At 56.4% G+C, this 25,027-nt stretch carries 25 protein-coding genes and 2 tRNA genes; 6 read left to right on the top strand and 21 right to left on the bottom strand.

The window, feature by feature from the left end; all coding sequences use genetic code 11:
* Positions 1–19 precede the first annotated feature (19 nt).
* From nusA to rlmE, 10 genes are all read right to left on the bottom strand, one after another.
* On the bottom strand, positions 20–1,522 hold the full coding sequence (nusA, locus tag AB5Y84_RS05665; RefSeq protein WP_005338808.1) for a transcription termination factor NusA: 1,503 nt from the start codon (positions 1,520–1,522) through the stop codon (positions 20–22).
* A 14-nt stretch (positions 1,523–1,536) separates the two neighbouring features.
* Entirely contained in the window at positions 1,537–1,995 is a 459-nt protein-coding gene (rimP, locus tag AB5Y84_RS05660; protein ID WP_005338809.1) for a ribosome maturation factor RimP, read from the bottom strand.
* Between the two features lie 166 nt (positions 1,996–2,161).
* Positions 2,162–2,238 (bottom strand) — tRNA-Met (locus tag AB5Y84_RS05655).
* A gap of 92 nt (positions 2,239–2,330) precedes the next feature.
* A tRNA-Leu gene (locus AB5Y84_RS05650) sits at positions 2,331–2,415 on the bottom strand.
* Between the two features lie 7 nt (positions 2,416–2,422).
* A complete protein-coding gene (gene secG, locus AB5Y84_RS05645; protein ID WP_368176544.1) occupies positions 2,423–2,749 on the bottom strand; it encodes a preprotein translocase subunit SecG in 327 nt (108 codons plus the stop codon).
* The gene (tpiA, locus tag AB5Y84_RS05640) at positions 2,750–3,514 is read right to left on the bottom strand and encodes a triose-phosphate isomerase (protein WP_368176543.1); all 765 of its coding nucleotides are present in this window, start codon (positions 3,512–3,514) and stop codon (positions 2,750–2,752) included.
* Between the two features lie 131 nt (positions 3,515–3,645).
* A complete protein-coding gene (gene glmM, locus AB5Y84_RS05635; protein ID WP_368176542.1) occupies positions 3,646–4,980 on the bottom strand; it encodes a phosphoglucosamine mutase in 1,335 nt (444 codons plus the stop codon).
* 15 nt (positions 4,981–4,995) lie between these two features.
* Positions 4,996–5,841: a dihydropteroate synthase gene (folP, locus tag AB5Y84_RS05630; RefSeq protein WP_005338825.1), complete on the bottom strand. Its 846-nt coding sequence runs from the start codon at positions 5,839–5,841 to the stop codon at positions 4,996–4,998.
* Positions 5,842–5,900: 59 nt separating this feature from the next.
* The gene (ftsH, locus tag AB5Y84_RS05625) at positions 5,901–7,847 is read right to left on the bottom strand and encodes an ATP-dependent zinc metalloprotease FtsH (protein ID WP_005338827.1); all 1,947 of its coding nucleotides are present in this window, start codon (positions 7,845–7,847) and stop codon (positions 5,901–5,903) included.
* Between the two features lie 45 nt (positions 7,848–7,892).
* The gene (gene rlmE, locus AB5Y84_RS05620) at positions 7,893–8,522 is read right to left on the bottom strand and encodes a 23S rRNA (uridine(2552)-2'-O)-methyltransferase RlmE (RefSeq protein ID WP_005338828.1); all 630 of its coding nucleotides are present in this window, start codon (positions 8,520–8,522) and stop codon (positions 7,893–7,895) included.
* 97 nt (positions 8,523–8,619) lie between these two features.
* On the opposite strand from rlmE, the gene yhbY reads away from it, so the two are divergent.
* Positions 8,620–8,916 (top strand): ribosome assembly RNA-binding protein YhbY, encoded by a 297-nt coding sequence (gene yhbY / locus AB5Y84_RS05615; RefSeq protein WP_005338829.1) that lies wholly within the window; start codon positions 8,620–8,622, stop codon positions 8,914–8,916.
* Between the two features lie 103 nt (positions 8,917–9,019).
* Entirely contained in the window at positions 9,020–9,601 is a 582-nt protein-coding gene (locus tag AB5Y84_RS05610; protein ID WP_368176541.1) for a PilZ domain-containing protein, read from the top strand.
* 76 nt (positions 9,602–9,677) lie between these two features.
* Here the strand turns inward: AB5Y84_RS05610 and greA are convergent, their stop codons facing one another.
* The 3 genes from greA to pomA form a co-directional block, all read right to left on the bottom strand.
* Positions 9,678–10,154 (bottom strand): transcription elongation factor GreA, encoded by a 477-nt coding sequence (greA, locus tag AB5Y84_RS05605; RefSeq protein ID WP_005338833.1) that lies wholly within the window; start codon positions 10,152–10,154, stop codon positions 9,678–9,680.
* Between the two features lie 156 nt (positions 10,155–10,310).
* On the bottom strand, positions 10,311–11,204 hold the full coding sequence (locus AB5Y84_RS05600; RefSeq protein WP_005338834.1) for a flagellar motor protein MotB: 894 nt from the start codon (positions 11,202–11,204) through the stop codon (positions 10,311–10,313).
* 5 nt (positions 11,205–11,209) lie between these two features.
* Positions 11,210–11,968 (bottom strand): flagellar motor protein PomA, encoded by a 759-nt coding sequence (pomA, locus tag AB5Y84_RS05595; RefSeq protein WP_005338837.1) that lies wholly within the window; start codon positions 11,966–11,968, stop codon positions 11,210–11,212.
* 211 nt (positions 11,969–12,179) lie between these two features.
* Between pomA and xseB the strand changes: the two genes are divergently transcribed.
* The 3 genes from xseB to dxs are packed head-to-tail and all read left to right on the top strand — an operon-like array spanning position 12,180 to position 15,212.
* Positions 12,180–12,431 (top strand): exodeoxyribonuclease VII small subunit, encoded by a 252-nt coding sequence (gene xseB, locus AB5Y84_RS05590; protein ID WP_005338838.1) that lies wholly within the window; start codon positions 12,180–12,182, stop codon positions 12,429–12,431.
* Entirely contained in the window at positions 12,432–13,322 is an 891-nt protein-coding gene (gene ispA, locus AB5Y84_RS05585; RefSeq protein ID WP_005338839.1) for a (2E,6E)-farnesyl diphosphate synthase, read from the top strand. It abuts the gene before it with no gap.
* A gap of 21 nt (positions 13,323–13,343) precedes the next feature.
* Positions 13,344–15,212: a 1-deoxy-D-xylulose-5-phosphate synthase gene (gene dxs / locus AB5Y84_RS05580; RefSeq protein ID WP_368176540.1), complete on the top strand. Its 1,869-nt coding sequence runs from the start codon at positions 13,344–13,346 to the stop codon at positions 15,210–15,212.
* A gap of 74 nt (positions 15,213–15,286) precedes the next feature.
* Here dxs and AB5Y84_RS05575 read toward each other — a convergent pair whose 3' ends face one another.
* The 8 genes from AB5Y84_RS05575 to ribE form a co-directional block, all read right to left on the bottom strand.
* Positions 15,287–16,228, bottom strand: a complete 942-nt coding sequence (locus tag AB5Y84_RS05575) for an ABC transporter permease (protein WP_019445927.1) — start codon at positions 16,226–16,228, stop codon at positions 15,287–15,289.
* A gap of 4 nt (positions 16,229–16,232) precedes the next feature.
* Complete coding sequence (locus AB5Y84_RS05570) at positions 16,233–17,207, bottom strand: ABC transporter permease (protein WP_005349514.1); 975 nt, start codon at positions 17,205–17,207, stop codon at positions 16,233–16,235.
* A gap of 99 nt (positions 17,208–17,306) precedes the next feature.
* On the bottom strand, positions 17,307–18,863 hold the full coding sequence (locus AB5Y84_RS05565) for an ABC transporter substrate-binding protein (RefSeq protein WP_103250977.1): 1,557 nt from the start codon (positions 18,861–18,863) through the stop codon (positions 17,307–17,309).
* 70 nt (positions 18,864–18,933) lie between these two features.
* A complete protein-coding gene (locus AB5Y84_RS05560; RefSeq protein WP_100654430.1) occupies positions 18,934–20,658 on the bottom strand; it encodes an ABC transporter ATP-binding protein in 1,725 nt (574 codons plus the stop codon).
* Between the two features lie 487 nt (positions 20,659–21,145).
* Complete coding sequence (locus AB5Y84_RS05555) at positions 21,146–21,640, bottom strand: phosphatidylglycerophosphatase A (protein WP_368176539.1); 495 nt, start codon at positions 21,638–21,640, stop codon at positions 21,146–21,148.
* On the bottom strand, positions 21,637–22,596 hold the full coding sequence (gene thiL / locus AB5Y84_RS05550; RefSeq protein WP_368176538.1) for a thiamine-phosphate kinase: 960 nt from the start codon (positions 22,594–22,596) through the stop codon (positions 21,637–21,639). Before thiL ends, AB5Y84_RS05555 begins: the two co-directional genes overlap by 4 nt.
* Before the next feature lie 57 nt (positions 22,597–22,653).
* Entirely contained in the window at positions 22,654–23,067 is a 414-nt protein-coding gene (gene nusB / locus AB5Y84_RS05545) for a transcription antitermination factor NusB (protein ID WP_005343514.1), read from the bottom strand.
* A 14-nt stretch (positions 23,068–23,081) separates the two neighbouring features.
* The gene (ribE, locus tag AB5Y84_RS05540; protein ID WP_005338866.1) at positions 23,082–23,552 is read right to left on the bottom strand and encodes a 6,7-dimethyl-8-ribityllumazine synthase; all 471 of its coding nucleotides are present in this window, start codon (positions 23,550–23,552) and stop codon (positions 23,082–23,084) included.
* A 212-nt stretch (positions 23,553–23,764) separates the two neighbouring features.
* On the opposite strand from ribE, the gene AB5Y84_RS05535 reads away from it, so the two are divergent.
* Positions 23,765–24,991, top strand: coding sequence for a trypsin-like serine protease (locus AB5Y84_RS05535; RefSeq protein ID WP_005338873.1), 1,227 nt, complete (start codon positions 23,765–23,767; stop codon positions 24,989–24,991).
* Positions 24,992–25,027: the final 36 nt, after the last annotated feature.

Raw genomic sequence — 25,027 nt, 5'->3', positions numbered from 1 at the left:
CATTTTCCTCCGTTTGATCTTACTCGGACTGCTCTTCTCCGAACCAACAGATATTGCGAGCAGCCATAATGAGCTCACCTGCCTTCTCGGCAGTCAGCCCTTCAATATCAGCAAGGTCATCGATACCTTGCTCAGCCAAATCTTCCAGGGTGCCCACGCCACGGCCCGCCAGAGCGTAAGCCAGTTCGCGGCTCAGACCGTTCAGATTGAGCAGCTCTTCGGACGGCTCAACGCCATCGAAAGACTCTTCTTTGGCCAGTGCCTTGGTAGTCAGGGCATCTTTGGCGCGCTTGCGCAGCTCTTCGACCATGTCTTCATCCAGACCGTCGATAGCCAGCAGCTCGTTGACCGGTACAAAGGCGATCTCTTCCAGGGTAGAGAAGCCCTCTTCCATCAGCAGACCGGCGAAATCGTCGTCGATATCCAGAGTGCTGGTGAACAGGTTCATGATGCGGTCGTTTTCGGCCTGGTGCTTGGCACGCATGTCCTCAACGGTCATCACGTTCAGCTCCCAACCGGTCAGCTGGGAGGCCAGACGCACGTTCTGACCATTGCGACCGATGGCCTGAGCCAGGTTGGCAGCTTCCACGGCGATATCCATGGTGTGGTTGTCTTCATCAACGATGATGGAGGCCACATCGGCAGGTGCCATGGCATTGATCACGTACTGGGCCGGGTTGTCATCGTACAGTACGATGTCGGCACGCTCACCGCTCAGCTCGGCGGAGACAGCTTGCACACGGGCACCACGCATACCGATACAGGCACCGATCGGGTCGATACGACGATCGTTGGTCTTCACCGCGATCTTGGCGCGGGAACCCGGATCACGGGCAGCGCCCATGATTTCGATCATCTCTTCACCGATCTCCGGTACTTCGATACGGAACAGCTCTTTCAGGAAGTCCGGGCTGGAACGGCTGACAAACAGCTGGGAACCACGGGCTTCCGGACGCACTGCATACAGCAGGCCACGGACACGGTCGCCCGGGCGGAAGGTTTCGCGCGGCAGCATGTCATCACGGAAGATCACGGCTTCAGCATTGCTGCCCAGATCCAGGATGACGTTGTCGCGGTTACTCTTCTTGACCACACCACTGATGATGGTGCCTTCTTTATCTTTAAACTGATCAACTACTTGTGAACGCTCGGCTTCGCGCACTTTCTGCACGATAACCTGCTTGGCGGTCTGGGTAGTGATACGGTCGAAGGTCACAGAGTCGATCTGGTCTTCAACATACTCACCGATCTGGATTTCCGGCTGATCAATTTGTGCCGCTTCCAGGGTGATTTCAGCATAGGGGTTCTCCATCGCGGCTTGATCCGCAATGACTACCCAGCGGCGATAAGTGTCGTAGTCACCGGTCTTGCGATCGATTTCGACCCGAACTTCAATCTCGCCTTCATATTTCTTCTTGGTCGCAGTCGCCAGCGCGGTTTCCAGAGCCTGGAAGATCTTCTCACGGGGTACCGCTTTCTCGTTGGATACTGCGTCAACGACCAGCAAAATCTCTTTATTCATATCCGATAGCCTCGTTAACCAAAGTTCGGCACTATGTTCGCTTTTTGGATATTGGTGAAAGCCAACACGTCGTCCTTACCATCTACTGTCAGGGTGATCATGTCGCCTTGCACAGCTTTGATTACGCCTTTGAACTTGCGGCGGTTGTTTGTTGCCATCCGAAGCGTTACCGCCGCCTCTTGGCCAACGTATTTTTCGAAATGGGCAACCTTGAACAGGGGACGATCCAGGCCGGGGGAGGATACCTCGAGGTAATACTCCTCGGTGATGGGATCTTCGACGTCCATGATGGCGCCAACCTGATGGCTGACCTCAGCACAGTTCTCGACAGTCACACCCTGCTCGCCGTCGATATAGACACGCAAGGTGGAGTGTTTACCCGCACGGATAAACTCAATACCCCAAAGTTCAAAACCCAAGGCAACGACCGGAGCCTCGAGCAGATCGGTCAAACGTTGTTCCAACGTAGCCAAAGTCACCCTCCGAAAAACAAAAAAAGGGCATAAAGCCCAGATAGATATCGATTCAGAGTAAATTGCACATAACAAAAAGCCCCGATGTCAAATCGGGGCTTGGCGCTTTACCCTGATTGTCGCCTCGCAGCGACCGCCTTCCTGAGCGTAGGAAATGCGTGAAATTTGGTTGCGGGGGCCGGATTTGAACCGACGACCTTCGGGTTATGAGCCCGACGAGCTACCATGCTGCTCCACCCCGCGTCCGAAATCGTGCGAGATTATAGCCACTTCACTCTCTCGACACAAGAGTGACTGGCTATAATACACTCGGTTTCCCGAGCTCACTGCTTAATTGGTGCCGTGGGCGGGACTCGAACCCGCACACCCTAGAGCACTACCCCCTCAAGATAGCGTGTCTACCAATTCCACCACCACGGCAAAACTCTTACTCGGGAACGTCAGTATCTTTCTTCACTGGCGCTTTGGTCTGCTCAACCTGTTGGGTTTGTTGCAGATTTTCCCACTCACTACTCTGTTTTACCTTGTTGCTGGACATAGATCCGAGCACCAGGCTGATAACGAAAAACAGAGTAGCCAAAATTGCTGTTGTTCGGGTCAGGAAACTGCCTGAACCACCGGAGCCGAATACTGTGTTCGATGCCCCTGCGCCGAAGGAGGCGCCCATATCAGCCCCTTTACCTTGCTGAATCATCACCAGACCAATCAGAGCCAGTGAAACCAGCAGATAAACGACTAAAAGAATCTCGTACATTTAACTTGCACCCTTTGCCGCTTCAACAATTCCTAAAAACGCATCGCTATCGAGGCTTGCTCTGCCAATCAGTCCGCCATCAATGTCGGGCTGTGCAAACAAATCTCTCGCGTTGCTCGGCGTTACGCTCCCACCATAGATGATTCTAACTTTCTCACCTATTACCGGAGTATCCTCCGCCAAGCGACCACGTATAAAGGAATGAACCTCTTGTGCCTGCTCGGGTGTGGCGCATTTACCTGTACCTACAGCCCAAATCGGCTCGTAGGCGATGATAGCATTATCGAAAGCCATCGCGCCATTTTTCTCTATGACGATATCCAGCTCTTCAGCGATCACCTCGAAGGCTCTTCTCGCCTGCCTCGCCGCACCTGATTCACCTAAACAGAGGATGGGAATCAAGCCTGCCGCTCTGGCTGCCGCAAACTTCTCTGCGACGATAAAACTGGTCTCACCAAAGAGACGCCTACGCTCGGAGTGCCCTACCAATACGTAACAACACCCTGCCTCTACCAGCATCCGACACGAGATTTCTCCAGTGTAAGCGCCAGCCGCGTGCTGACTCACATTCTGAGCCCCCAACTTTATTACCTTCTGCTCATTGAGCAGTGAAGCGCTAAAGTCGAGATGCACATGGGAAGGGCAGAGAACCACATCTACTTTCCCGTCAACGCCGTTTAGACACTGACTCGTAAACTGCTCTAACTGCGACCTACTACCGTGCAACTTCCAGTTGGCTGCTACAAACGGCTTGCGATGTCCCATCGGCAACTCCCTTGCGAAAGCGGGGCTGATAATATCCAGAGGATGCTCAGCTGACAAGTGCTATTTTTAAATTTTTGAATCGTTTGAACAAGATACAACCAGAGCGGCTAAAAAGCCGCCCTGGTTGTTCATTAAAACGCCGATTCAACCTGCTTGGCGATGCGCTTAGCCATGTCACGCACCTGCTGTTCATGCTCCCCTTCGACCATGACCCGGATCAGCGGTTCGGTACCTGATTTACGCAACAGTACGCGACCACGGCCAGCCAGCTCCTGTTCCACCTTGGCAACCTCAGCCATGACAGCATCCGCGGCCAGCGGATCCTTGCCTTCGGCAAAACGAACATTCACCAGCACCTGCGGGAACTTGCTCATGCCGGAGCGCAGCTTGGCCAGCGGCATCTCGGCACTGCGCATGGCGGTAAGCACCTGCAAGGCGGCTACGATGCCATCACCCGTAGTGGTCTGATCCAGACAGATAATGTGGCCGGAGTTCTCGCCACCGATGCGCCAGCCCTTCTCTTCCATCATCTCCAGCACATAGCGGTCACCCACCTTGGCACGGGCAAACGGAATGCCCAGGGTTTGCAGCGCCAGCTCCAGACCCATGTTGGCCATCAGGGTGCCGACGACACCGCCTTTGAGGCGACCATTGCGCAGGGCATCGCGCGCGATGATATAGAGCACTTCATCACCGTCGATGAGATAGCCGGTATGGTCAACCATGATCAGACGATCACCATCACCATCAAAGGCAACCCCCAGATCGGCCTTGCACTCCAGCACCTTGGCCACCAGAGCGTCAGGTGCAGTCGAACCGACACCATCGTTGATGTTGAGACCATCCGGGGCACAGCCCATGGTGATCACTTCGGCACCCAGCTCGCGGAAAACCGACGGCGCAATGTGGTAAGTAGCGCCGTGGCCACAGTCGACCACCATTTTCACCCCATCCAGATTCATGTGAGAGGGGAAGGTGCTCTTGCAGAATTCGATATAGCGACCGGCGGCATCATCAATGCGCACCGCTTTGCCAAGTTCGGCCGACTCGACACACTTGAGCTCGTGATCCAGCTCGGCTTCGATAGCCAGCTCGACATCATCAGGCAGCTTGGTGCCATCGGCGGAGAAGAACTTGATGCCGTTGTCATAGAAGGGGTTGTGGGAAGCGCTGATGACGATGCCAGCTTCGGCACGGAAAGTGCGAGTCAGGTAGGCAACCGCCGGCGTGGGCATGGGACCCATCAGAATGGCCTTGAGGCCTGCCGCAGAGAGCCCCGCTTCCAGCGCGGATTCCAGCATGTAACCGGAGATGCGGGTATCTTTGCCAATCAGCACCTTTTTGGTGCCCTTCTTGGAGAGCACCTTGCCGGCAGCCCAACCCAATTTCATTACAAAATCAGGAGTGATCGGGTATTCGCCAACCTTGCCACGCACACCATCGGTACCGAAATACTTTCTTGCCATTGTCTGTTCTCTTTATTATCTGGAAATAAAATCTTGTCCCGTCATTGCCAGCCAACCGACGCGCAATGCGTCCATGGTCTCCCTAACATCGTGTACCCTGATGATGCGGGCCCCATGCTGCATGCCGATAAGGGCGCATGCCAGACTGCCCGCCAGACGATCATCCACCGGACGGCCCAGCAGGTTGCCTATCATAGACTTTCGCGACATCCCCACCAATAGCGGCAAGCCATAATCAAGCAGTTCCTTTTGAGCCGCCAACAGCTGATAGTTGTGTGCAAGGGTTTTGCCAAAGCCATATCCCGGATCCAGCAACAGCTCTTCACGACGGATCCCGACCGCCAGACAAGCCGCAATACGCTCATCAAAGAAGGCGCGTACCTCCCCGATCAGGTCGTCATAGTGCGGCTCGACTTGCATGGTTCTCGGCTGCCCCTGCATATGCATCAGACAGACCGGAACCCGCGCTTCGGCCGCGGCCTGCAGCGCTCCAGGCTCTTGCAGCGCCCGCACATCGTTGATCAGATGGGCACCCGCCTTGCAACCCTCCCGCATCACAGCCGCTTTGGAGGTATCGAGGGAGATCATCACATCCAGCTCACGAACCATCTGCTCCACAACAGGAATGACCCTGTCCAGCTCCTCCTGCTCGTTCACATCGGGCGCACCAGGGCGGGTTGACTCGCCACCGATGTCGATGAGGGTCGCACCGTCAGAGACCATCTGGCGCGCATGGGCCATTGCCCGTTCAAACTGGTTGAAATTACCGCCATCGGAGAAGGAGTCGGGCGTCACATTGAGGATCCCCATCACATGGGGACGATCGAGGGAGAGGCTGAGCCCCTTGCTGGTTAACTGCATTTTCACGTCCATCTGATAAAGAAAAACCCCGGGCAAGCCCGGGGTTTGGAGAGTCACAATTATTTGGCCGGCGCGTCGTTGGCTTTGTCGATAGTGACATCCGCCACCGGTGCAGCCTCATCGGCAGGATTGGCCTCGGCAGCTACAGTGGAGCCGCCTTGCGGGGTATCACCGTGCTCGTCATGCCAGTTGCTCGGAGCACGTACCTCGCGACGCGCCATCAGATCATCGATCTGTTTGGCGTCGATGGTCTCGTACTTCATCAGCGCATCTTTCATGCTGTGCAACACGTCCATATTATCCAGCAGGATCTGCTTGGAACGGGCGTAGTTGCGGTCGATGACCTGCTTGACCTCGGCATCGATCACACGAGCTGTATCGTCGGACATATGCTTGGCCTTGGCCATGCTGCGACCGAGGAACACTTCACCATCTTCTTCCGCGTAGAGCATTGGGCCGAGACGCTCGGACATACCCCACTGGGTCACCATCTTGCGTGCAATGTCGGTCGCTCGCTCGATGTCGTTGGAAGCACCAGTAGAAACCTTCTCGGCACCGTAGATCAGCTCTTCTGCCAGACGACCGCCATACAGGCTGGAGATCATCGACTCCAGATGCTGCTTGGAGTGGCTCCAGCGATCCTGCTCCGGCAGATACATGGTCACACCCAGCGCACGACCGCGCGGAATGATGGAGACCTTGTAAACCGGGTCATGATCCGGAACCAGACGACCAATGATGGCGTGACCGGCTTCATGATATGCAGTCATCTCTTTCTCGGACTCTTTCATCACCATGGAGCGGCGTTCCGCACCCATCATGATCTTGTCCTTGGCCTTCTCGAACTCGGCCATGGAGACCACTCGGCGGCTCTCACGAGCAGAGAAGAGGGCTGCCTCGTTGACCAGGTTGGCCAAATCCGCCCCGGAGAAACCGGGGGTGCCACGGGCAATCAGCGCCGGATTGACGTCATCCGCCAACGGAACTTTGCGCATGTGCACTTTCAGGATCTGCTCGCGACCACGGACATCCGGCAGACCGACCACAACCTGACGGTCGAAACGGCCCGGACGCAGCAGTGCCGGATCCAGTACGTCAGGACGGTTGGTGGCTGCGATGACGATGATGCCTTCATTGCCTTCAAAACCATCCATCTCGACCAGCATCTGGTTAAGAGTCTGCTCACGTTCATCGTGACCACCACCCAGACCGGCGCCACGCTGGCGACCGACCGCATCAATTTCATCGATGAAGATGATGCAGGGGGAGGATTTCTTGGCCTGTTCGAACATGTCACGCACCCGGGAGGCACCGACACCGACGAACATCTCCACGAAATCGGAACCAGAGATGGTGAAGAACGGCACCTTGGCCTCGCCCGCAATGGCCTTGGCCAGCAAGGTCTTACCGGTACCGGGAGGACCAACCAGCAGCACACCAGTCGGGATCTTGCCACCCAGTTTCTGGAATTTGCTCGGGTCGCGCAGATAGTCGACCAGCTCCTTCACTTCTTCCTTGGCTTCATCGCAACCTGCAACATCAGCAAAGGTGGTCTTGATCTGATCTTCGCTCATCAGGCGAGCCTTGCTCTTGCCGAAGGACATGGCACCTTTGCCACCGCCGCCCTGCATCTGACGCATGAAGAAGACCCAGACACCGATCAGCAGCAGCATCGGGAACCAGGAGATGAAGATAGAGGTCAACAGAGACGGCTCTTCCGGCTTCTCGCCCATCACTTTGACATTGTGATTGAGCATATCGTTGAGCAGCTGGGGATCCGGCGCCGGGATGATGGTGGTGAATCGTTCACCAGTACGCTTGACGCCATTAATGACCTTACCATCCATCCGCACTTCACGGATCTGCTCTTGGGTCACCTCTTTAACGAAGCTGGAATAGTCCAACTGGCGACTGGTGGTATCGCTGGGGCTGAAGCTATTGAACACCGACATCAAAACGACGGCGATGACCAGCCACAGGATTAAGTTTTTCGCCATGTCACTCAAATCAGTAACCTCGCAGACTGACAGTTAACGATGAAGGTTAGGGTACTACAGTTTAAAACCGGTAGCCACAATGTAGACTTCCCGTGATCTGGCGCGGGATGAGTCTGGTTTACGAATTTTGACAGCGGAGAAAAGTTTACGAATTTCATTGAGATAGGCATCAAAGCCCTCTCCCTGAAACACCTTCACTACGAAACTGCCGTCACTACGCAATACCTGATTGCACATGTCCAGTGCCAGCTCGACCAGATACATGGCGCGAGCCTGATCCACCTGCTGGGTACCGCTCATGTTGGGCGCCATATCAGACATCACGACATCGACCTTGTCGGGACCCACTCGTTCCAGCAAGGCGCCGAGCACAGTTTCCTCCCGAAAGTCCCCTTGCAGGAAATCGACACCAGCAATGGGATCCATCGGCAAAATGTCACATGCGATGACGCGACCCGAATCACCAACCTGTTCAACCGCGAACTGGGACCAACCACCGGGAGCTGCACCCAAATCCACTACGGTCATGCCATGTTTCAGCAAGCGATCCTTGCCCTGGATCTCGTCAATCTTGAAAACAGCACGAGAACGCAGGCCCATTTTCTGGGCTTTTTTGACGTATTGATCGTCGAAATGTTCTTTTAACCAGCGAGTTGAACTGGGGGAACGTTTTTTCTGGGTCATGATAATCGACTTTAAAAAACCACAAGGGTTATTAGTATTAAGGGCTAAGTGGGGGTAGAATACGCCCCTTTCAACCCTGACTTATGAAGAAATTGCGATGATTCTCAACAATAAACAGAAACAGTACCTCAAGGGCCTTGCCCATAGCCTCAAGCCTGTCGTCCTGCTGGGTCAGCATGGTCTGACCGAAGGTGTACTGGCCGAGATCGATCTGGCACTGAACCATCACGAGCTGATCAAGGTTAAGGTTGCCTCTGAAGATCGCGAAATGAAACAACTGGTTATGGATGCTATCGTCCGTGAAACCGGTTCAATCAAGGTGCAAAGCATGGGTCATGTGCTGACCATTTATCGTCAAGCCAACGAACCCAAAATCCAGCTGCCCCGCAAGTAAAAGGAAAGAGCATCGCTCTTTCCTTATTCCACTTCTTCCCGAGTCGCTTGCCAAAGTAGTCGCAAAGCCCTTAACCTGCGATGAATACTTCCGGACACGCATTATGGCTCACCATCCTATTCTGACCGACGATGAGCTGGCCATGCTGCGGGACTTGGGGAGCAATCAGGACACCCATGTTCTGAGTGGTCACCTCGATGCCCCCATGCTTGGCTTACTGCAAAAAGCCGAACACCTTGTACTCGAAGCCCGCTTCGCAGGCCATCAGCTGCGTTTTCCCCTGAGCTTTACCCAAGGGGAAGATGGCTTCGTCGAGCCCCGGTTATCTGCACCGGTCATCAGGGAGTTGGGATTTGCGCAACCGCGCGCCTGGCGTCTCACCCAAAAAGCCAAGCTATGCAGCGAGCTGGGCCTGTTTCAGGTACTCAGCCTCTCCCTCAACGGCCTCATCGTGGAAAATTTGCCAATCGACATGGTGGCCGATACCCCCATCAACGGCGAGCCCTGCTTCGAGCAAGAGGCCCCTCTTCCACTGCAGGGACGACTGGTTAGGCGCATTAAAGCCAATGCCGACCATGCCACCTGGGCGCTGAGCTTTCAAATGAGCGAGAGCAACATCGAACGGCTGCGCCACTGGTTGTTTCAGCGTCATCAGGACGCCTTTACCGAGGCGTATCTGTCCTGATTTTTATCAATAATCATATAGATAAAGACAAACAGGGGAGCGCCAGCCCCCCTGTTTCATCGTCTATAGCATTCGCTTAGATATAAGCGACTTCCAGCACTTCGTATTCCACATCACCGCCCGGCGTCTTGACGATTGCAACATCGTCCACTTCCTTGCCAATCAGGGCGCGGGCAATGGGGGAGTTGACGGAAATCAGGTTCTGTTTGATATCAGCCTCATCGTCACCCACGATGCGGTAGACCACCTCTTCCTCTGTCTCGCTCTTGAGCAGAGTCACAGTCGCGCCAAAAATAACGCGGCCGTTGTTGGTCATCTTGGTGACATCGATCACCTGCGCATTGGAGAGCTTGGCTTCAATCTCCTGAATGCGGCCTTCACAGAACCCCTGCTGCTCGCGAGCGGCATGGTATTCGGCGTTTTCCTTCAGATCACCGTGCTCACGGGCATCGGCAATCGCTTCGATAATCTGGGGACGAAGCTCGGTCTTGAGATAATCGAGCTCTTCGCGCAGCTTCTCAGCGCCGCGAACAGTCATCGGAGTATGATTCATAGTCGAAACCTGGGTTGCTTGAAAATAGAAACTGCGGCCATCTGCAAGGAGGCCGCAGCAATCGGTTCGGATGAGGCATCTTAATATGAAGCCAACACAAAATCCACGTCAGCCCCCTGATGCAGATCCCACTTGCGTCATCGGCATTCCCCTCGCCTACTTCCCTTCCGGTACGGAAATTGGGGACGAAACGGTCGGTTTGCCCTGCATGATGGCGATCTCCACCCGCCGGTTCATCCGACGATTTTCCGGGGTGGTATTGGGCACCAGTGGTTGGGAGTCCGCCATCCCCTGCACCACCAGCCGTCCCTGATCAAAACCGGGGACCTTTAGCATCTGGTGCGCCACCGCCACCGCCCGTTGCGACGACAACTCCCAGTTGGACTGGAACAGCTCATCTTCGGTCGCCACGTTGTCGGTGTGACCGGAGATGGTGATTTCACCCGGCACATCCTTAAGCAGGGTCGCTACCTTGCGAATGACCGGCCAGAACTGGGGCTGCAGAAACGCCGAACCGGCCGGGAACGACGCTTTCTCCCTGATCCGGATAATGATCTGCTGGCCCAGCGCCTCGATTTCGATAGCGCCATCCTGGATCTGATCTTTCATCTGCTCGGCGAGGGCTTTGGCCAGGGTATTGGACTGTTCTTGCGCCTTCTTCGCATCCTGCGCGGTATCGCCCCCCGTCTGCTTGCCGTCACTCTTGTCCTGACCACCGGCCTGATCCGCCTCGCCGGGCAGAAACTCCAGTTCGGTCTGAGTCATATCGATGGTTTGCTGCATCACGGTATCAATCGGCGTGGGCTCAGGGCGACCGGGCCTGAACTCCTGGGCAATCACCGAGGTTCCCTTGGGAATATCTTTCACCTCAAGGATGTTCTGCACTCCGAAAGCATTCTTCATAGAGCCCGCGATCTGCTTGAACTTGAGTACGTCCATCTCGGCAAAGGAGAGAAGCAGCACGAAGAAGCACATCAGCAGCGACATCAGGTCGGCAAAGGTGCCCATATAGGCAGGAAGACCGGGGGGGGGACATTTGCAATCAGACATGGTGCCTACTCCGCGCCGGTATTGCGTTTGGACTGGCTCAGATAGTTCTGCAGCATGGACTGGATCACCCGCGGGTTCTGGCCATCCTGAATCCCCATAATGGCATCAAGGATCAGGGTACGACTGAGCTTCTCCTCCCCGCTGCGCAGCTCCAGCTTGTCAGCAATAGGAATGGCGATCATGTTGGCCTCAATCGCTCCGTACAGGGTGGTCAGCAAGGCCACCGCCATTGCCGGACCGATCGACTTGGGGTCACTCATATTTGACAACATGGCCACCAGGCCCACCAACGTACCTATCATCCCCATGGCTGGGCCCAGATCCCCAAGGGTACGGAAGACCTTGATGGCAATGACATGGCGCTCGGCTGTCAGGTCAATATCCTTTTCCATCACGGCACGCACCACTTCGGCATCGTGACCATCCACCAGCATGTCGATCCCTTTTTTCATAAATGCATTGGGGATCTCTGCGGCCTCCAGCGCCAAAAAGCCGCCTTTGCGAGCCGCGTCAGCCAATTCAACGGCTTTGGCGATCAGGTCGTCGAGCTTGTCGCCCTTGTACATAAAGGCTTTGCCCGCCACCTTGAAAGCCAGAAAAAACTGCCCGATATTGAACTTCATCATAGCGATGAAGATTGAGCCAAGAATAGTGATATAGACCGATGGCATATCGATAAACATGCTCAACGAGCCACCAAGGATCATGCCGTAAATCACGACACCAAATCCTAAAACGATACCTAACAAGCTCCCTAGATCCACGTCCCTACTCCTGTCATCGATTCTTATGCCTAATTATAGTTTGTTGAATTTTCTGCTATTGCGACCCTAGCGGCAAGCATGCATCCACTGAGAATGATGGCTCATTATCGGCCAGTTTAGCGAGAGTTTGAGGAGCCAGTGCTTTTCTGCCTCCCCCCTGTGGACGGTCGATGTTAATATAAGCCGTTTTTTTCAATCCCCGAGGATGGACATGGCCAGTAAAAAAATCGACCGTCTGAGTTTTGATGCCACTCTGGAAGAGCTGGAAACCATCGTTCATCAGCTGGAACAAGGTTCCCTACCCCTGGAAGAGGCACTCAAGCAGTTCGAGCAGGGCGTTCATCTGGTACGGGCCGGTCAGCAGAAGCTGGAACTGGCCGAACAGAAGATCCAGATCCTGCTCAGTCAAGCCGATGGCAGTGACCAGCTCGCCCCCTTCCAGCCAGAACAAGGAGAGGAGTGAGTGGCGCTGGACCATTTTTCCCGTCTGCATCGTCAGCGTATTGACGACTGTCTGTCAGCACAACTTGAATCCTTGCCCGCCATGGCGCCGCGCCTGCGCGATGCCATGAGTTATGGCCTGCTGCTGGGCGGCAAGCGGGTTCGCCCGTTTCTGGTCTACGCGGTCGGCGAGATGCTGGGCGTCAAGAGCGAACTGCTGGATGGCCCTGCGGCTGCCGTGGAGTGCATCCACGCCTACTCCCTGCTGCACGATGACCTGCCCGCCATGGATAACGACGACCTGCGTCGTGGTCAGCCAACCGTTCACAAGGCGTTTGACGAAGGAACCGCCATTCTGGCCGGTGATGCGCTGCAGACCCTGGCGTTCTCCATTCTGGCCGATCACCCCATGCCCGACGCCTTGATGGCCAACCGGGTGCGAATGCTGAGTACCCTTGCCCGCGCCTCCGGCTATCTCGGTATGTGTGGCGGCCAGGCGCTGGATCTGCAGGCCGAAGGGCGCCAGATCACGCTTACCGAACTGGAGCAGGTACACCGCCACAAGACCGGTGCGCTGATTGAATGCGCCGTGGCACTCGGCGCCCTGTGCAAAGCCGATGTCGATGACGCCACGCTGGCTGCCCTGCAAACCTATGCCGCCGCGATTGGCCTCGCCTTTCAGGTGCAGGATGACATCCTCGACATCACAGGTGATACCGCCACCCTGGGCAAGCCACAAGGTTCTGACCTGGCGCTGGAGAAAAGTACCTATCCAGCCCTGCTCGGACTCGAAAATGCCCGTGAGCTGGCTCGCGAACTGCATGGGAAAGCCTTAACAGCCCTGCAATCCTTGCCCTACAATACCGACATTCTGGAAGCGTTTGCCGATTACATCATCGAGCGAACCCACTAAACGCTGGATAACAGTAACAATATGAGCGTTGATATTAGCAATTTCCCCAACCTGGCCCTCGCTGACACGCCGGTCGAGTTGCGATCTCTCCCCTTCGAACGGCTGCCTGCCGTGTGCCGCGAGCTGCGCGAATATCTGCTGCGCTCGGTGAGCCGTTCCAGTGGACACTTTGCCTCCGGCCTCGGTACCGTCGAACTGACCGTGGCCCTGCACTACGTCTACAACACCCCGTTCGATCGGCTGATCTGGGATGTGGGTCATCAGGCCTATCCCCACAAGATCCTGACCGGGCGCCGTGACCAGATCCACACTATCCGACAGAAAGACGGTCTGCACCCCTTCCCTTGGCGCGGCGAGAGCGAGTACGACGTGCTCTCCGTCGGCCACTCCAGCACCTCCATCGGTGCGGCGCTCGGTATGGCGGTCGCCGCCGAGAGTGAAGGGCTGGGTCGCAAGGTGGTAGCGGTGATTGGTGATGGTGCCATTACCGCAGGGATGGCCTTTGAAGCGCTCAACCACGCCGGCGATGTCCACAAGGACATGCTGGTGATCCTCAACGACAACGAGATGTCCATCTCAGAGAATGTCGGGGCGCTCAACAACCATCTGGCCCGGGTCATGTCAGGCAAGCTCTACACCACCATCCGCGAAGGCGGCAAGAAGGTGCTGGCGGGTTTGCCACCGGTCAAGGAGCTGGCCAAGCGGGCCGAAGAGCACCTCAAGGGGATGGTGGTGCCCGGCACCCTGTTCGAGGAGTTCGGCTTCAACTATATCGGCCCCATCGACGGTCACGATATCGAGGCTCTGGTCGAGACCCTGCGCAACATGCGCAATCTCAAGGGCCCGCAGCTGCTGCATGTAAAGACCAAGAAGGGCAAGGGTTACGAGCCGGCCGAAAAAGACCCCATCGGTTATCACGCCGTGCCCAAGTTCAATCCTGACGATTGCTCCCTGCCCAAGGCGAGCAGCACCAAACCCACCTTCTCCGCCATCTTTGGCCAGTGGCTGTGCGACATGGCGGCCAAAGACGAGAAGCTGGTCGGCATCACCCCCGCCATGCGCGAAGGCTCCGGTCTGGTGAAATTCAGCCAGCAATATCCGGATCGCTACTTCGATGTGGCCATTGCAGAGCAGCATGCGGTCACTTTCGCCGCTGGTCTCGCCATCGCCGACAAGAAGCCGGTGGTGGCCATCTATTCGAGCTTCCTGCAGCGCGCCTACGATCAGGTGATCCACGACGTAGCGCTGCAAGATCTGCCGGTGCTGTTCGCCATCGACCGGGCCGGTCTGGTGGGCGCCGATGGCCCGACACATCAAGGGGCGTTCGACATCAGCTTCCTGCGTACCGTGCCCAACATGGTGGTGATGACGCCATCTGACGAGAACGAGTGCCGCCAGATGCTCTATACCGGCTATCTCCATCAGGGCCCTGCCGCAGTGCGTTACCCACGCGGCAGCAGCCTGAGCGATGCCCCCATCTCGTCAGAGATGCAGGCGCTGGAGCTTGGCAAGGGGCGTATCCTGCGAGAAGGCAAAGGCACCGCTATTCTGGCGTTTGGCACCCTTCTGCACCACGCCAAAGCGGCCGCCGAAGCGCTGGATGCCACCCTGGTGGACATGCGCTTTGTCAAACCAATGGATGAGGCACTGGTGCTATCGCTGGCAGCCAGCCACGATCAGTTTGTCACTCTGGAAGACAACGCCATCATGGGCGGCGCCGGTTCGGCGGTGAACGAACTGCTGATGCGCAGCAAACAGTGCAAGTCGGTGCTCAACCTCGGCCTGCCGGATCGCTTCGTGGAACAGGGTACCCAGCAGGAGATCTATGCCCTGCTCGGTCTGGACGATGCAGGCATCCAGCGCAGTATCGAAAGCTGGCTGCAAGCCTGATAACGTTCAAAGCTATCAAGCAAAAGAAGGGCGCCTCATTGGCGCCCTTCTTATTTTTGCGTTTCTAACCCGGATTACCCTTTGTAGATCTTGGGGTTAAACACATCCCGCAGCCAGTCACCCAGCAGGTTGATGACCAGCACCAGCACCACCAGACAGATTCCCGGGAAGGCGGTGATCCACCAGGAGCCGGAGAAGATGTAGTTGAAGCCGACGCTGATAAGCGAACCGAGCGAGGGCTGATCAACCGGCATTCCCAGACCGAGGAAGGAGAGTGCCGCCTCGCTCATGATGGCGTTGGCCACCTGCACGGTGGAGATCACCAGAATGGGCGACAAACAGTTGGGCAGAATGTGGCGGAACATGATGCGCGGGGCGCGGAATCCCATCACCTTGGCTGCTTCCACATACTCCTTCTTCTTCTCCGCCAGCACAGAGGCGCGCACGGTACGGGCATACTGCGGCCACTCGGCGATACCGATGATCACCACCAGCATCATGATGGCGAACTTCGAGTAGAACTCGGAGCCAAAGGTTGCCTGAAATATGGCGGAGATGATGATCGCCACCATCATGGTGGAGAACGACAACTGCACATCGGCAAAGCGCATCAGCAGGTTGTCGATGCGGCCACCGAAGTAACCGGCAATCAGACCGATGACGATACCGAGCACCAGCTGCAGCGCCACCGCAAACAGACCGATAGTGAGGGAGATACGGGCGCCATAGAGGATGGTGCTCCAGATATCCCGCCCCTGGTTGTCGGTGCCGAGCCAGAAGCGCTCCTCGCCACCTTCGAGCCAGGAGGGGGGCAACTCGGCATCCATCAGATCAAAACTGGTCTGGTCATAGACGTTGTGCGGGGCGAGCCAGGGGGCCAGCAGCGCCGCCAGCACAAATACCACGAACACCGCAAAGCTGAACATGGCTACCTTGTCTCGCAGGAAGTAGTAGACGATGTCAGAGTTCTTGAATCGTGCCCAACGGCTTGGGCTTGCAGTTACAGCATTAGTCATGCGCTTACCCCTTGGCAGTCAGGTTAACGGTCGGGTTGATCAACCCGTAGAGCAGGTCGACCAGGGTATTGGTCACCACGAAGATCAGTCCCACGAAGATGACGTAGGCGGTGATGAGGGGCGTATCGACCCGGTGGATCGCCTCGAGGAACAGGAAGCCGGTGCCCGGCCACTGGAACACGCTCTCGGTCAGAATGGTGTAGGCCACCATGGTGCCGATCTGCACCCCACCGACGGTAATGACCGGCAGCATGGTGTTCTTCAGAGCGTGCTGATAGTAGACCTTGTTGTTATCCAGCCCTTTGGCGCGGGCGAATTTGACGTACTCGGAGGAGAGCTGCTCCAGCATCTCGGAGCGCACCAGCCGGATAAACAGCGGCAGCATGATGGAAGAGAGGGACACCGCCGGCAGGATCAGATGCAGGATACCGTCCCAGGTGAAGAAGCCCGACTCCCAGCCCAGCAGGTTGCGAGTCTCGCCGCGGCCATAGGCTGGCAGCCAGCCCAGCTGGATGGAGAAGAGGTACATCAGCATGATGGCGGTCAAAAATACCGGGATCGAAATGCCGATACTGCTCCCCGCCATGATGATCTTGGTGGGAATGCTGCGCGGGCGGATCGCCGAATAGACACCGAGTGGAATGGAGACCACCACGATGATCAGTGCGGCAGCAAACACCAGCTCAAGGGTAGCCACCAGCTTGTCGAGGATCACCTCGAGAGCGGGTCGCTTGAAGAAATAGGAGGTGCCCAAATCCCCATGCACCGCATTTTTCAGAAAGCGGCTGTATTTGATGAGGAAGGGATCGTTAAGGCCCATCTTCTCGCGCAACTCGTGACGCTGGGCTTCGGAGACGGATTGTCCCACCAGCTCGCGCAACGGGTCACCCAGGTTGTCCTGGATGGAGAAGGCGACCAGGCTGATGACGAACATCACTATCACGGCCTGATAGAACCGTTTCAGCAGGAATGTAAACATGCTTGTCCTTCTACGTGGCCTGTGTCGTGGCACAGGCTTCTGTTAGTGGGCGGAGTGGCCAGCTGACCACCCCGCCCCGTCCTTCCTTGCGACGTTCGCTTACTTGCTGACCACCAGGTCACCCAGGTAAGGGAAGTTCATCACGTTGACCACCGGCTTGATGTCGACGTTCTTCTTGGCGCCATAGGCCAGATCTTCCCAGTGCAACGGCACATAGGCAGCATCTTCGATCAGCATGGCTTCGACCTTTTTCAGCATCTCGGCACGCTTGGCCGGATCGGTCTCGGCGTTGGCATCCATCACCAGCTTGTCAGCTTCGGCGTTGGCGTAACCGGCGCAGTTGTACTGGCCCATACCGGTCTTGGCATCCTTGGTGAAGGTCAGGAACTCGAAGAAGTTCGCGGTATCTTCAGTGTCGGAGTGCCAGCCGATCAGCTGCATGTCTGCGGCGCACTTGTCAAACTCGGGCCAGTACTGGGCCACCGGCATGGTCTTCAGATCCACCTTGATGTTGATCTTGGCCAGCATGGCGGAAACCGCCTGGGCAATCTTGACGTCGTTGACGTAGCGGGCGGCCGGGGAGATGAAGGTCATCTTGAAGCCTTTCTCGTAACCGGCCTCCTTCATCAGCTCCTTGGCCTTGGCCAGATCATACTGGGGCACCAGCGCCTCGTTGTGACCGGCATAGCCTTTCGGGCTCAGCTGGCCAGCAGGGGTACCGAAGCCCTTGTTGATCTTCTCGACGATACCCACCTGGTTGATGGCATAGTTGATCGCCTGACGCACGCGCTTGTCTTTCAGCGCCGGATTGGTGTTCTGGTTCAGCTCGATGATGATGGCACGGGTACCGGACAGGGTAACCAGCTGGGAGTCCTTGCCATTCTTCACGCGCTCCAGATCGTTCGGCGCAACCGGATAGATCATGTCCACGTCGCCACCCAGCAGGGCTGCAACACGGGTCGCATCTTCCTTGATCGGCACCACGGTCAGGTTCTCGACGTTACCCTTGGAGGCTTTGTCCCAGTAGTTGGCGTTGCGGGCATAATCCAGCTTCACACCCTGCTCGCGGAACTTGACGGTGAACGGGCCAGTACCGGAAACATGGGTAGAGGCATAGGAGTCGCCGTTTTTGACGATCTCCGCCTTGTCTTTGCCCGCTTCGGTCTTGCCGGTATAGAACTTGGAGTCCATCGGGAAGATGTAGGTGACGGTCTGCAGCACCAGCGGGAACGGCTTGGCGGTGATCAGATCGACGGTGTAATCATCGACTTTCTTCACTTCGCTGATGGGATCGAAGATCGCCTTGAAGTCGACGGAGGATTTCAGGCGGTTGACGGTCCACACCACGTCGTCTGCGGTAAAATCGTTACCAGAGTGGAACTTGACCCCCTTGCGCAGGTGGAAGCGGACGGTCTTGTCGTCAATACGCTCATACTTCTCGGCCAGACGGGGCTCGAACTGCAAGTCCTGGGTGTAACGCATCAGGGGATCGAATACCAGGTGCGACATCTCCAGAGTCTGACCGGAGAGCTGCTCCTGCGGATCCAGCGAAGTGGCGTCAGAGGCGACACCCACCTTGATATCAGCGGCTGAGACACTGAAGGCGAAACCGGCGGCAAACAGCGCCAGGGCAATCTTGGACAATCCTTTCTTCATCTTGTTCTCCATGCTTTTGGCTTTCTTATGACACTTTTTTTGACAAGCAGACCGGCGCACCGGCGCTCTCCTAGCTTGCGATTTCCAGCCCCTCGCGGGACATTCCCTTGAACTCCGGCATGAGGGAGATCAGCTTGCGGCTGTACTCATGCTCGGCATTGGTAAAGAGTTTCTCGGTCTCGGCCACTTCCACTAGATGGCCGTGCTGCATCACCCCGATGCGGTCGCACATCTGGCGGATCACCGGCAGATCGTGGCTGATAAACAGCATGGTGAGCTTGAGCTCCTGCTGCAGATCCTTGAGCAGGTTGAGGATCTGGGCCTGCACCGACACATCCAGCGCCGAGGTCGGCTCGTCACAGATAAGGAAGCGCGGGCGAGTGGCCAGGGCGCGGGCAATAGAGATGCGCTGACGCTGGCCGCCGGAGAACTCGTGGGGGTACTTGAGGCCAGCACCACGACCGAGACCCACGTGATCCAGCAGATCCCCGACAATCCCCTCAATCTGGCTCTCGCTGCTCGCCAGCTGATGGAAGCGGATCGGCTCGGCAATGATGTCGCGCACCTTCATCCGCGGGTTCATCGATGAATAGGGGTTCTGGAACACCATCTGCATCTGGCGACGCAGCGGGCGGCGCTCGCGCTCGCTCTTGAGGGCAGTCAGATCGATCCCCTCGAAGAAAATCTTGCCGGTATCAGGCGGATAGAGACCGGTTATGGCGCGGGCAATGGTCGATTTGCCGGAACCCGATTCCCCCACCAGACCGAAGGTCTCCCCTTCGAAGATCTCGAAGCTGATGTTGTTGCAGGCGCGCACATACTGACGACGGCTCGGGAAGATGGAGTCCTTGGTAACGAACTTCAGATCGACATTCTCCACCCGCAGCAGCGCCCCTTCATAGGCACGCTCGTCCTGACTCTGGCCGAGCCAGTGGGTCTTGAGGTCGATATTGGTATCCGGCGCACTGGCATCCTCGATATAGGAAACCAGCGGGAAACGCACCAGCTTCACATCGGAGCGGGGTACCGCCGAGATGAGGCTGCGGGTATAGGGGTGATTGGGGCTGCCCAGCACCTGTTCGGTCAGGCCGAACTCCACCAGATCGCCGCGATACATCACCGCCACCTTGTCGGTAACGTTGGAGACCACGCCCATGTCGTGGGTCACCAGCATGCAGCCCACCTGACGCTCTTTACAGAGGGCGCGGATAAGCTGGAGGATCTGATCCTGAATGGAGACGTCGAGCGCCGTGGTCGGCTCATCGGCGATGATCAGCTCCGGATCGCAGGAGAGCGCAATGGCGATAACCACCCGCTGACGCATGCCACCGGAGAACTGGTGCGGATACTGTTTGATGCGCAGCTCCGGCTGCGGAATACCCACCGCCCCCATCAGCTCCAATGCCTTGGCAAAAGCGGCTTCGCGAGAGAGGTCGGTATTGGCCAGAATGGTCTCCACCAGCTGATGCTCAACGGTGAACAGCGGGTTGAGGGAGGTCATGGGGTCCTGGAAGATGAACCCGATACGGGAGCCACGGATGGCCCGCATCTCGTTCTGGCTCTTGCCGGAGATGAGTTCGCCATTGAGATAGATATCGCCACGGGCGATGCGACCCGGCGGGCTCAGGAGATCGATAACGGCGTTGCCGATGGTGGACTTGCCGGCGCCGGATTCACCGACCACCCCGACAATCTCACCCTTTTCGATAGAGAAAGAGAGATCCTTCACCGCGGCCAGCACCCCGTAGCGGGAGGGGTACTCGATCCGCAAGTTCTTTACTTCGAGCAAGGACATGTTTACCTCTGCGGGGGACATCCGTCCCAAATAATTCGTCCGTAAATCAGCCGCAGATGCCGGTTGTTACCTTGGGCAATATTTGCTCAATCCATGAGGCAGCGAAACCAGCGATCCGGGCGGGTTTTTTGCATTTTTTTGGAATAACCCGCGAGTAACTTAGACGGTTTGACCACGGGTGTAAATGATTGAGTTATACAATTCCGCAATGTTTTGTGCAGATAACCACCAATTCGGCAGAGATAAATGATGATTTTCATCACACAAATGGCCGGTGCGTCCGCACATCTATTGGTATCATTACTTTAATTTCAACAACAACGCAACAAGCAGCATTTATCACTATTTCCAAAACAATCACCAGCCCCGAATGAGTAGTGAATATTTATGTGAAATGGATGATAAACGGCAGCATATGCCGATGAATGAAAATTAAGCAGATATAAATCGGGGGATGCCAGAACGGTCATCCCCCGGAAAGTGGCTCTCAACCGAGCCAGAATACCAGTAATTGCATACAAAACAGGGCGAACAGGCCGGCGATCAGATCGTCCAGCATGATGCCCAGGCCACCGTGGATCCGGCGATCAAACCAGGAGATGGGCCAGGGCTTGAGCACATCAAACAACCGGAACAGCGCGAAGCCCGCCACCACCCACTCCCAACCGGCTGGCGCGGCGATCATGGTGACACCAAAACCGATCACCTCGTCCCAGACGATGGCGCCGTGATCCGGCATACCGATGGCATCGGTGGCGCTCTGACAGATACGAATACCGACCACAAACCCCACCGCCAGCAAGGCGATAAACCAATAGGTCGGCAGACCGCTCACCAGCAGGTAGAGCGGAATGGCCGCCAGGGTGCCCATGGTGCCCGGCGCCTTGGGGCTGAGACCGGAACCAAACCCCACCGCCAAAAAGTGAAGCGGATTTTTCAGATCCAGTCGTGTCAGCTCGGGCTTTATCCTGAACAAACTCATGCGAAGTGATCCCACCCTTTCAGCTGCAGCTCGACCGCTTGGTCGCCACGCAGGTAGTCGATGCCCGGCTCGCCCGCCACGATGCGGCCGATGCGGCTGAACTTGACCCCGCTGTGGGCCAGCGCCGTATCGAGCGCGCCACGGTGCTCCTCCGGTACGGTAAAGCAGAGCTCGTAGTCATCGCCACCGGCCAGCGCCAGTTGCCACGCCTCCTGCTCGCTCACCGCATCCTGCAGCACCGGCGAGAGCGGCAGCAGATCGAGATCGATCTGGGCCCGCACACCGGACGCCTTGAGGATATGGCCGAGATCCGATGCCAGACCATCGGAGAGATCCAGCGCACACCCCGCCAGCCCGCGCAGCGCCTGTCCGGCCAGAATGCGGGGATGGGGGTGGTCGAGCCGTGGCAGCACTGCCGCCAGCTGGTTCTCGTTGAGGGTGCGTTTGCCCAGCAGGTGGGAGAGCGCCAGCGCGGCATCTCCCAGAGTGCCGGTCACATAGATGCCGTCACCGGCTTTGGCGCCGCTGCGCATCAGGGCGCGACCAGCAGGCACCGATCCCTTCACCGAGATGGTGATGGAGAGCGGCCCGCGGGTCATGTCTCCGCCCACCAGCGCCACATTGTAGTACTCGGCCAGCTCCAGAAACCCTTCGGCAAACCCGGCGACCCAACCTTCGTTGATGGCAGGCAGAGTCAGCGCCAGCGACACCCAGCGCGGCTCGGCCCCCATGGCGGCGAGATCGGAGAGATTGACCGCCAGCGCCTTGTAGCCGAGATCCACCGGATCCATGTCGGGAAAGAAGTGTACGCCGCTCACCAGAGTGTCGGTGCTCACCGCCAGCTGGGTATCGGGGGGCAGGGTCAGCAGGGCACAGTCATCTCCAGGGCCCATCACCACGTCCTTGCGGGCGTGGGGGACCTTGAAGTACTTATCAATCAGCTCAAATTCACCCATACAGTAAAAAGCCAGCAATAAGCTGGCTCCTCTCTTAGATGATGACGGACAGCAGGATCAACGCTTGTTCAGCGACTTGATCACCTTGTCCAGTACACCGTTGACAAACTTGTGGCTGTCATCGGCAGCAAAAGCTTTGGCCAGCTCGATCGCTTCGTTGATGACCACGCGCGGCGGTACATCATCACGACGGGTCAGCTCGTAGGTCGCCAGACGCAGGATCGCCTTGTCCACCATGTCCACTTCTTCCAGAGGACGGGAGAGGAAAGGTGCAAACACCTTGTCCAGCTCGCTGCAGTGGAGGGCTACCCCGAACAGCAGATCGCGGAAATAGTTCAGGTCTACACCCTTGGTGTCCTGATCGATCTTGAACTGCTCTTCGATGTCACCCACGTTAGCCTTGGTCATCTGCCACTGGTAGATGGCCTGGGTGGCGCAATGGCGGGCTTTACGGCGCTCAGACGGTTTCAATGTACTTCTCCTCGTTACACGTCCAGTTCTTTCAGGACGTTGATCATTTCGAGCGCAGCCAGTGCAGCCTCTGCACCCTTGTTACCCGCCTTGGTACCTGCACGCTCGATGGCTTGTTCAATGTTTTCAGTGGTCAGCACACCGAAGGCAACGGGAATTTCATATTCCATCATTACCTGGGCCATGCCCTTGCTGTTCTCGTTTGCCACCAGGTCGAAGTGGTAGGTGCCGCCACGGATGACAGTACCGACCGCCACGATGGCGTCGTATTGACCACTCTTGGCCAGCTTCTTGATGACCAATGGCATTTCAACCGCGCCCGGCACTTTTACCAGTGTCAGGTTGCTGTCCTGCACTTGACCTTGACGCTTCAGTACGTCCACCGCGCCGTTCACCAGACTGTCGTTGATGAAGCTGTTGAAACGGGCAACAACAATAGCAACGCGCGCCTCAGGAGCGGCGATATTTCCTTCGATAACCTTCATTGGAAATCCTGTATCTGTGCAATCAAAAGGGCCGGAGTCAAAAGTGCGCACATTCTAGCACAACAGACCCACGACAAAAACCAGCTTCATAACTCCGGCAAATTCCATCTATTAACTTTTTTCACAGCCAGTCAATAAGACCCATAATACTCCCCCCCACAACCGCATCGTTCCAGTGCGGTAAAATAAAAACACACTGAAAGGAGTTCGAAATGTTGTATTTAAAACGTGCGGCATTGATATCTGCAATCATCGCAGCTATATCGCCTCACGCAAATAGCACACCACGCATTATTGGCGGCAGTGGTACTACCGCTCCCAGCTGGATGGTTGCCATTGGGGAAAATGTTAACGGAACATGGTTTAACTACTGTGGCGGTACTCTTATCGATCGTGAGTGGGTCGTCACAGCAGCCCATTGCGTAGAAAACCCGCAAGTAGGCAAGATGGAAGTCGCCATCGGCGTAACGGACTTGAGCAAATCTCATCAACGGACTTCGATTGACCAAGTTTTGATGAATACCGAATATCTGGTCAATCGTCTGAAATCCCTCGGTTTTGATATTCCAACCTTTGAAAAAGATATTGCCCTGCTGCACCTGGCAACACCCACAGCCAATGCTCCTATCACTGTGGCACCATTAAATACCAAAGACACATGGATTGGGCCAACTCAACTACGAACCTACGGTTATGGCGGCATCAATCCGCAGGCCACTATTGACAGTCCAGTACTGCAGACTATTGACCTCCCTTATCAAGGCGACAGGGACAGATGGTATGGAGACACAACCCTGAGCCATATCTTTGCCGGGCAGACCGTGATGCAGGACTCCTGCAAAGGCGATAGCGGGGGGCCATTGGTTTATATGGGACAGCTGGTCGGCATCACTAGCTATGGGGCCTTTCCATGTGCTTCCGGAGCCGCAGGGGGATACACTTATGCACCTGCTTTGGCCGATTGGATAAACGAACAAAAACACAACATTACCATTACATCACTACGCGGACTGAATGTTCCGGCAAACCAGAGCCGCTGGGCAGAATATAGACTAGTCAACCGCACCATGTTCAACGCAACCCTGAGTGATCTGGTAACTACTGCACCTGGAATAGCCAATAACTGTAACGTTGAACTAAAACCGGGCCAAGATTGCACAATTCGCGTTCGTTTCGATGGCAAATACGCTGTTGACTCTATTCGTGCCGAAATCATTAGTATGAAAAGTACCATTGCTGGACGAGCTTCAACACTTGAAGCAGCACTTATAGGTATCACAACAAAAGAAGAACCAGCCCCCATCCCTGAACCTACACCGCAACCCGTCCAACCCTCCCAGCCGACAACCACATCAGGTAGTGGCGGTGGCGGCGGTGGTTCTATCGGTCTAGCAGCACTGTTACTAATACCAATAGCCTGGCTGCGGCGTCGCCGTTGAAACCAACGAAAAAAAGATGACGCCATGGCGTCATCT

The sequence above is a fragment of the Aeromonas sp. s11 genome, from assembly GCF_040907945.1.
Classification (GTDB): Bacteria; Pseudomonadota; Gammaproteobacteria; order Enterobacterales; family Aeromonadaceae; genus Aeromonas; species Aeromonas veronii.
This window is presented reverse-complemented; position numbering and strand designations above follow the sequence as displayed.

Bases quoted from the DNA above. Each gene is read 5' to 3' on its own strand.
- nusA (WP_005338808.1), bottom strand. From the start codon at position 1,522: ATGAATAAAGAGATTTTGCTGGTCGTTGACGCAGTATCCAACGAGAAA.
- secG (WP_368176544.1), bottom strand. From the start codon at position 2,749: ATGTACGAGATTCTTTTAGTCGTTTATCTGCTGGTTTCACTGGCTCTG.
- tpiA (WP_368176543.1), bottom strand. From the start codon at position 3,514: ATGGGACATCGCAAGCCGTTTGTAGCAGCCAACTGGAAGTTGCACGGT.
- glmM (WP_368176542.1), bottom strand. From the start codon at position 4,980: ATGGCAAGAAAGTATTTCGGTACCGATGGTGTGCGTGGCAAGGTTGGC.
- folP (WP_005338825.1), bottom strand. From the start codon at position 5,841: ATGCAGTTAACCAGCAAGGGGCTCAGCCTCTCCCTCGATCGTCCCCAT.
- rlmE (WP_005338828.1), bottom strand. From the start codon at position 8,522: ATGACCCAGAAAAAACGTTCCCCCAGTTCAACTCGCTGGTTAAAAGAA.
- yhbY (WP_005338829.1), top strand. From the start codon at position 8,620: ATGATTCTCAACAATAAACAGAAACAGTACCTCAAGGGCCTTGCCCAT.
- AB5Y84_RS05610 (WP_368176541.1), top strand. From the start codon at position 9,020: ATGGCTCACCATCCTATTCTGACCGACGATGAGCTGGCCATGCTGCGG.
- greA (WP_005338833.1), bottom strand. From the start codon at position 10,154: ATGAATCATACTCCGATGACTGTTCGCGGCGCTGAGAAGCTGCGCGAA.
- AB5Y84_RS05600 (WP_005338834.1), bottom strand. From the start codon at position 11,204: ATGTCTGATTGCAAATGTCCCCCCCCCGGTCTTCCTGCCTATATGGGC.
- xseB (WP_005338838.1), top strand. From the start codon at position 12,180: ATGGCCAGTAAAAAAATCGACCGTCTGAGTTTTGATGCCACTCTGGAA.
- dxs (WP_368176540.1), top strand. From the start codon at position 13,344: ATGAGCGTTGATATTAGCAATTTCCCCAACCTGGCCCTCGCTGACACG.
- AB5Y84_RS05575 (WP_019445927.1), bottom strand. From the start codon at position 16,228: ATGACTAATGCTGTAACTGCAAGCCCAAGCCGTTGGGCACGATTCAAG.
- AB5Y84_RS05570 (WP_005349514.1), bottom strand. From the start codon at position 17,207: ATGTTTACATTCCTGCTGAAACGGTTCTATCAGGCCGTGATAGTGATG.
- AB5Y84_RS05565 (WP_103250977.1), bottom strand. From the start codon at position 18,863: ATGAAGAAAGGATTGTCCAAGATTGCCCTGGCGCTGTTTGCCGCCGGT.
- AB5Y84_RS05560 (WP_100654430.1), bottom strand. From the start codon at position 20,658: ATGTCCTTGCTCGAAGTAAAGAACTTGCGGATCGAGTACCCCTCCCGC.
- AB5Y84_RS05555 (WP_368176539.1), bottom strand. From the start codon at position 21,640: ATGAGTTTGTTCAGGATAAAGCCCGAGCTGACACGACTGGATCTGAAA.
- thiL (WP_368176538.1), bottom strand. From the start codon at position 22,596: ATGGGTGAATTTGAGCTGATTGATAAGTACTTCAAGGTCCCCCACGCC.
- ribE (WP_005338866.1), bottom strand. From the start codon at position 23,552: ATGAAGGTTATCGAAGGAAATATCGCCGCTCCTGAGGCGCGCGTTGCT.
- AB5Y84_RS05535 (WP_005338873.1), top strand. From the start codon at position 23,765: ATGTTGTATTTAAAACGTGCGGCATTGATATCTGCAATCATCGCAGCT.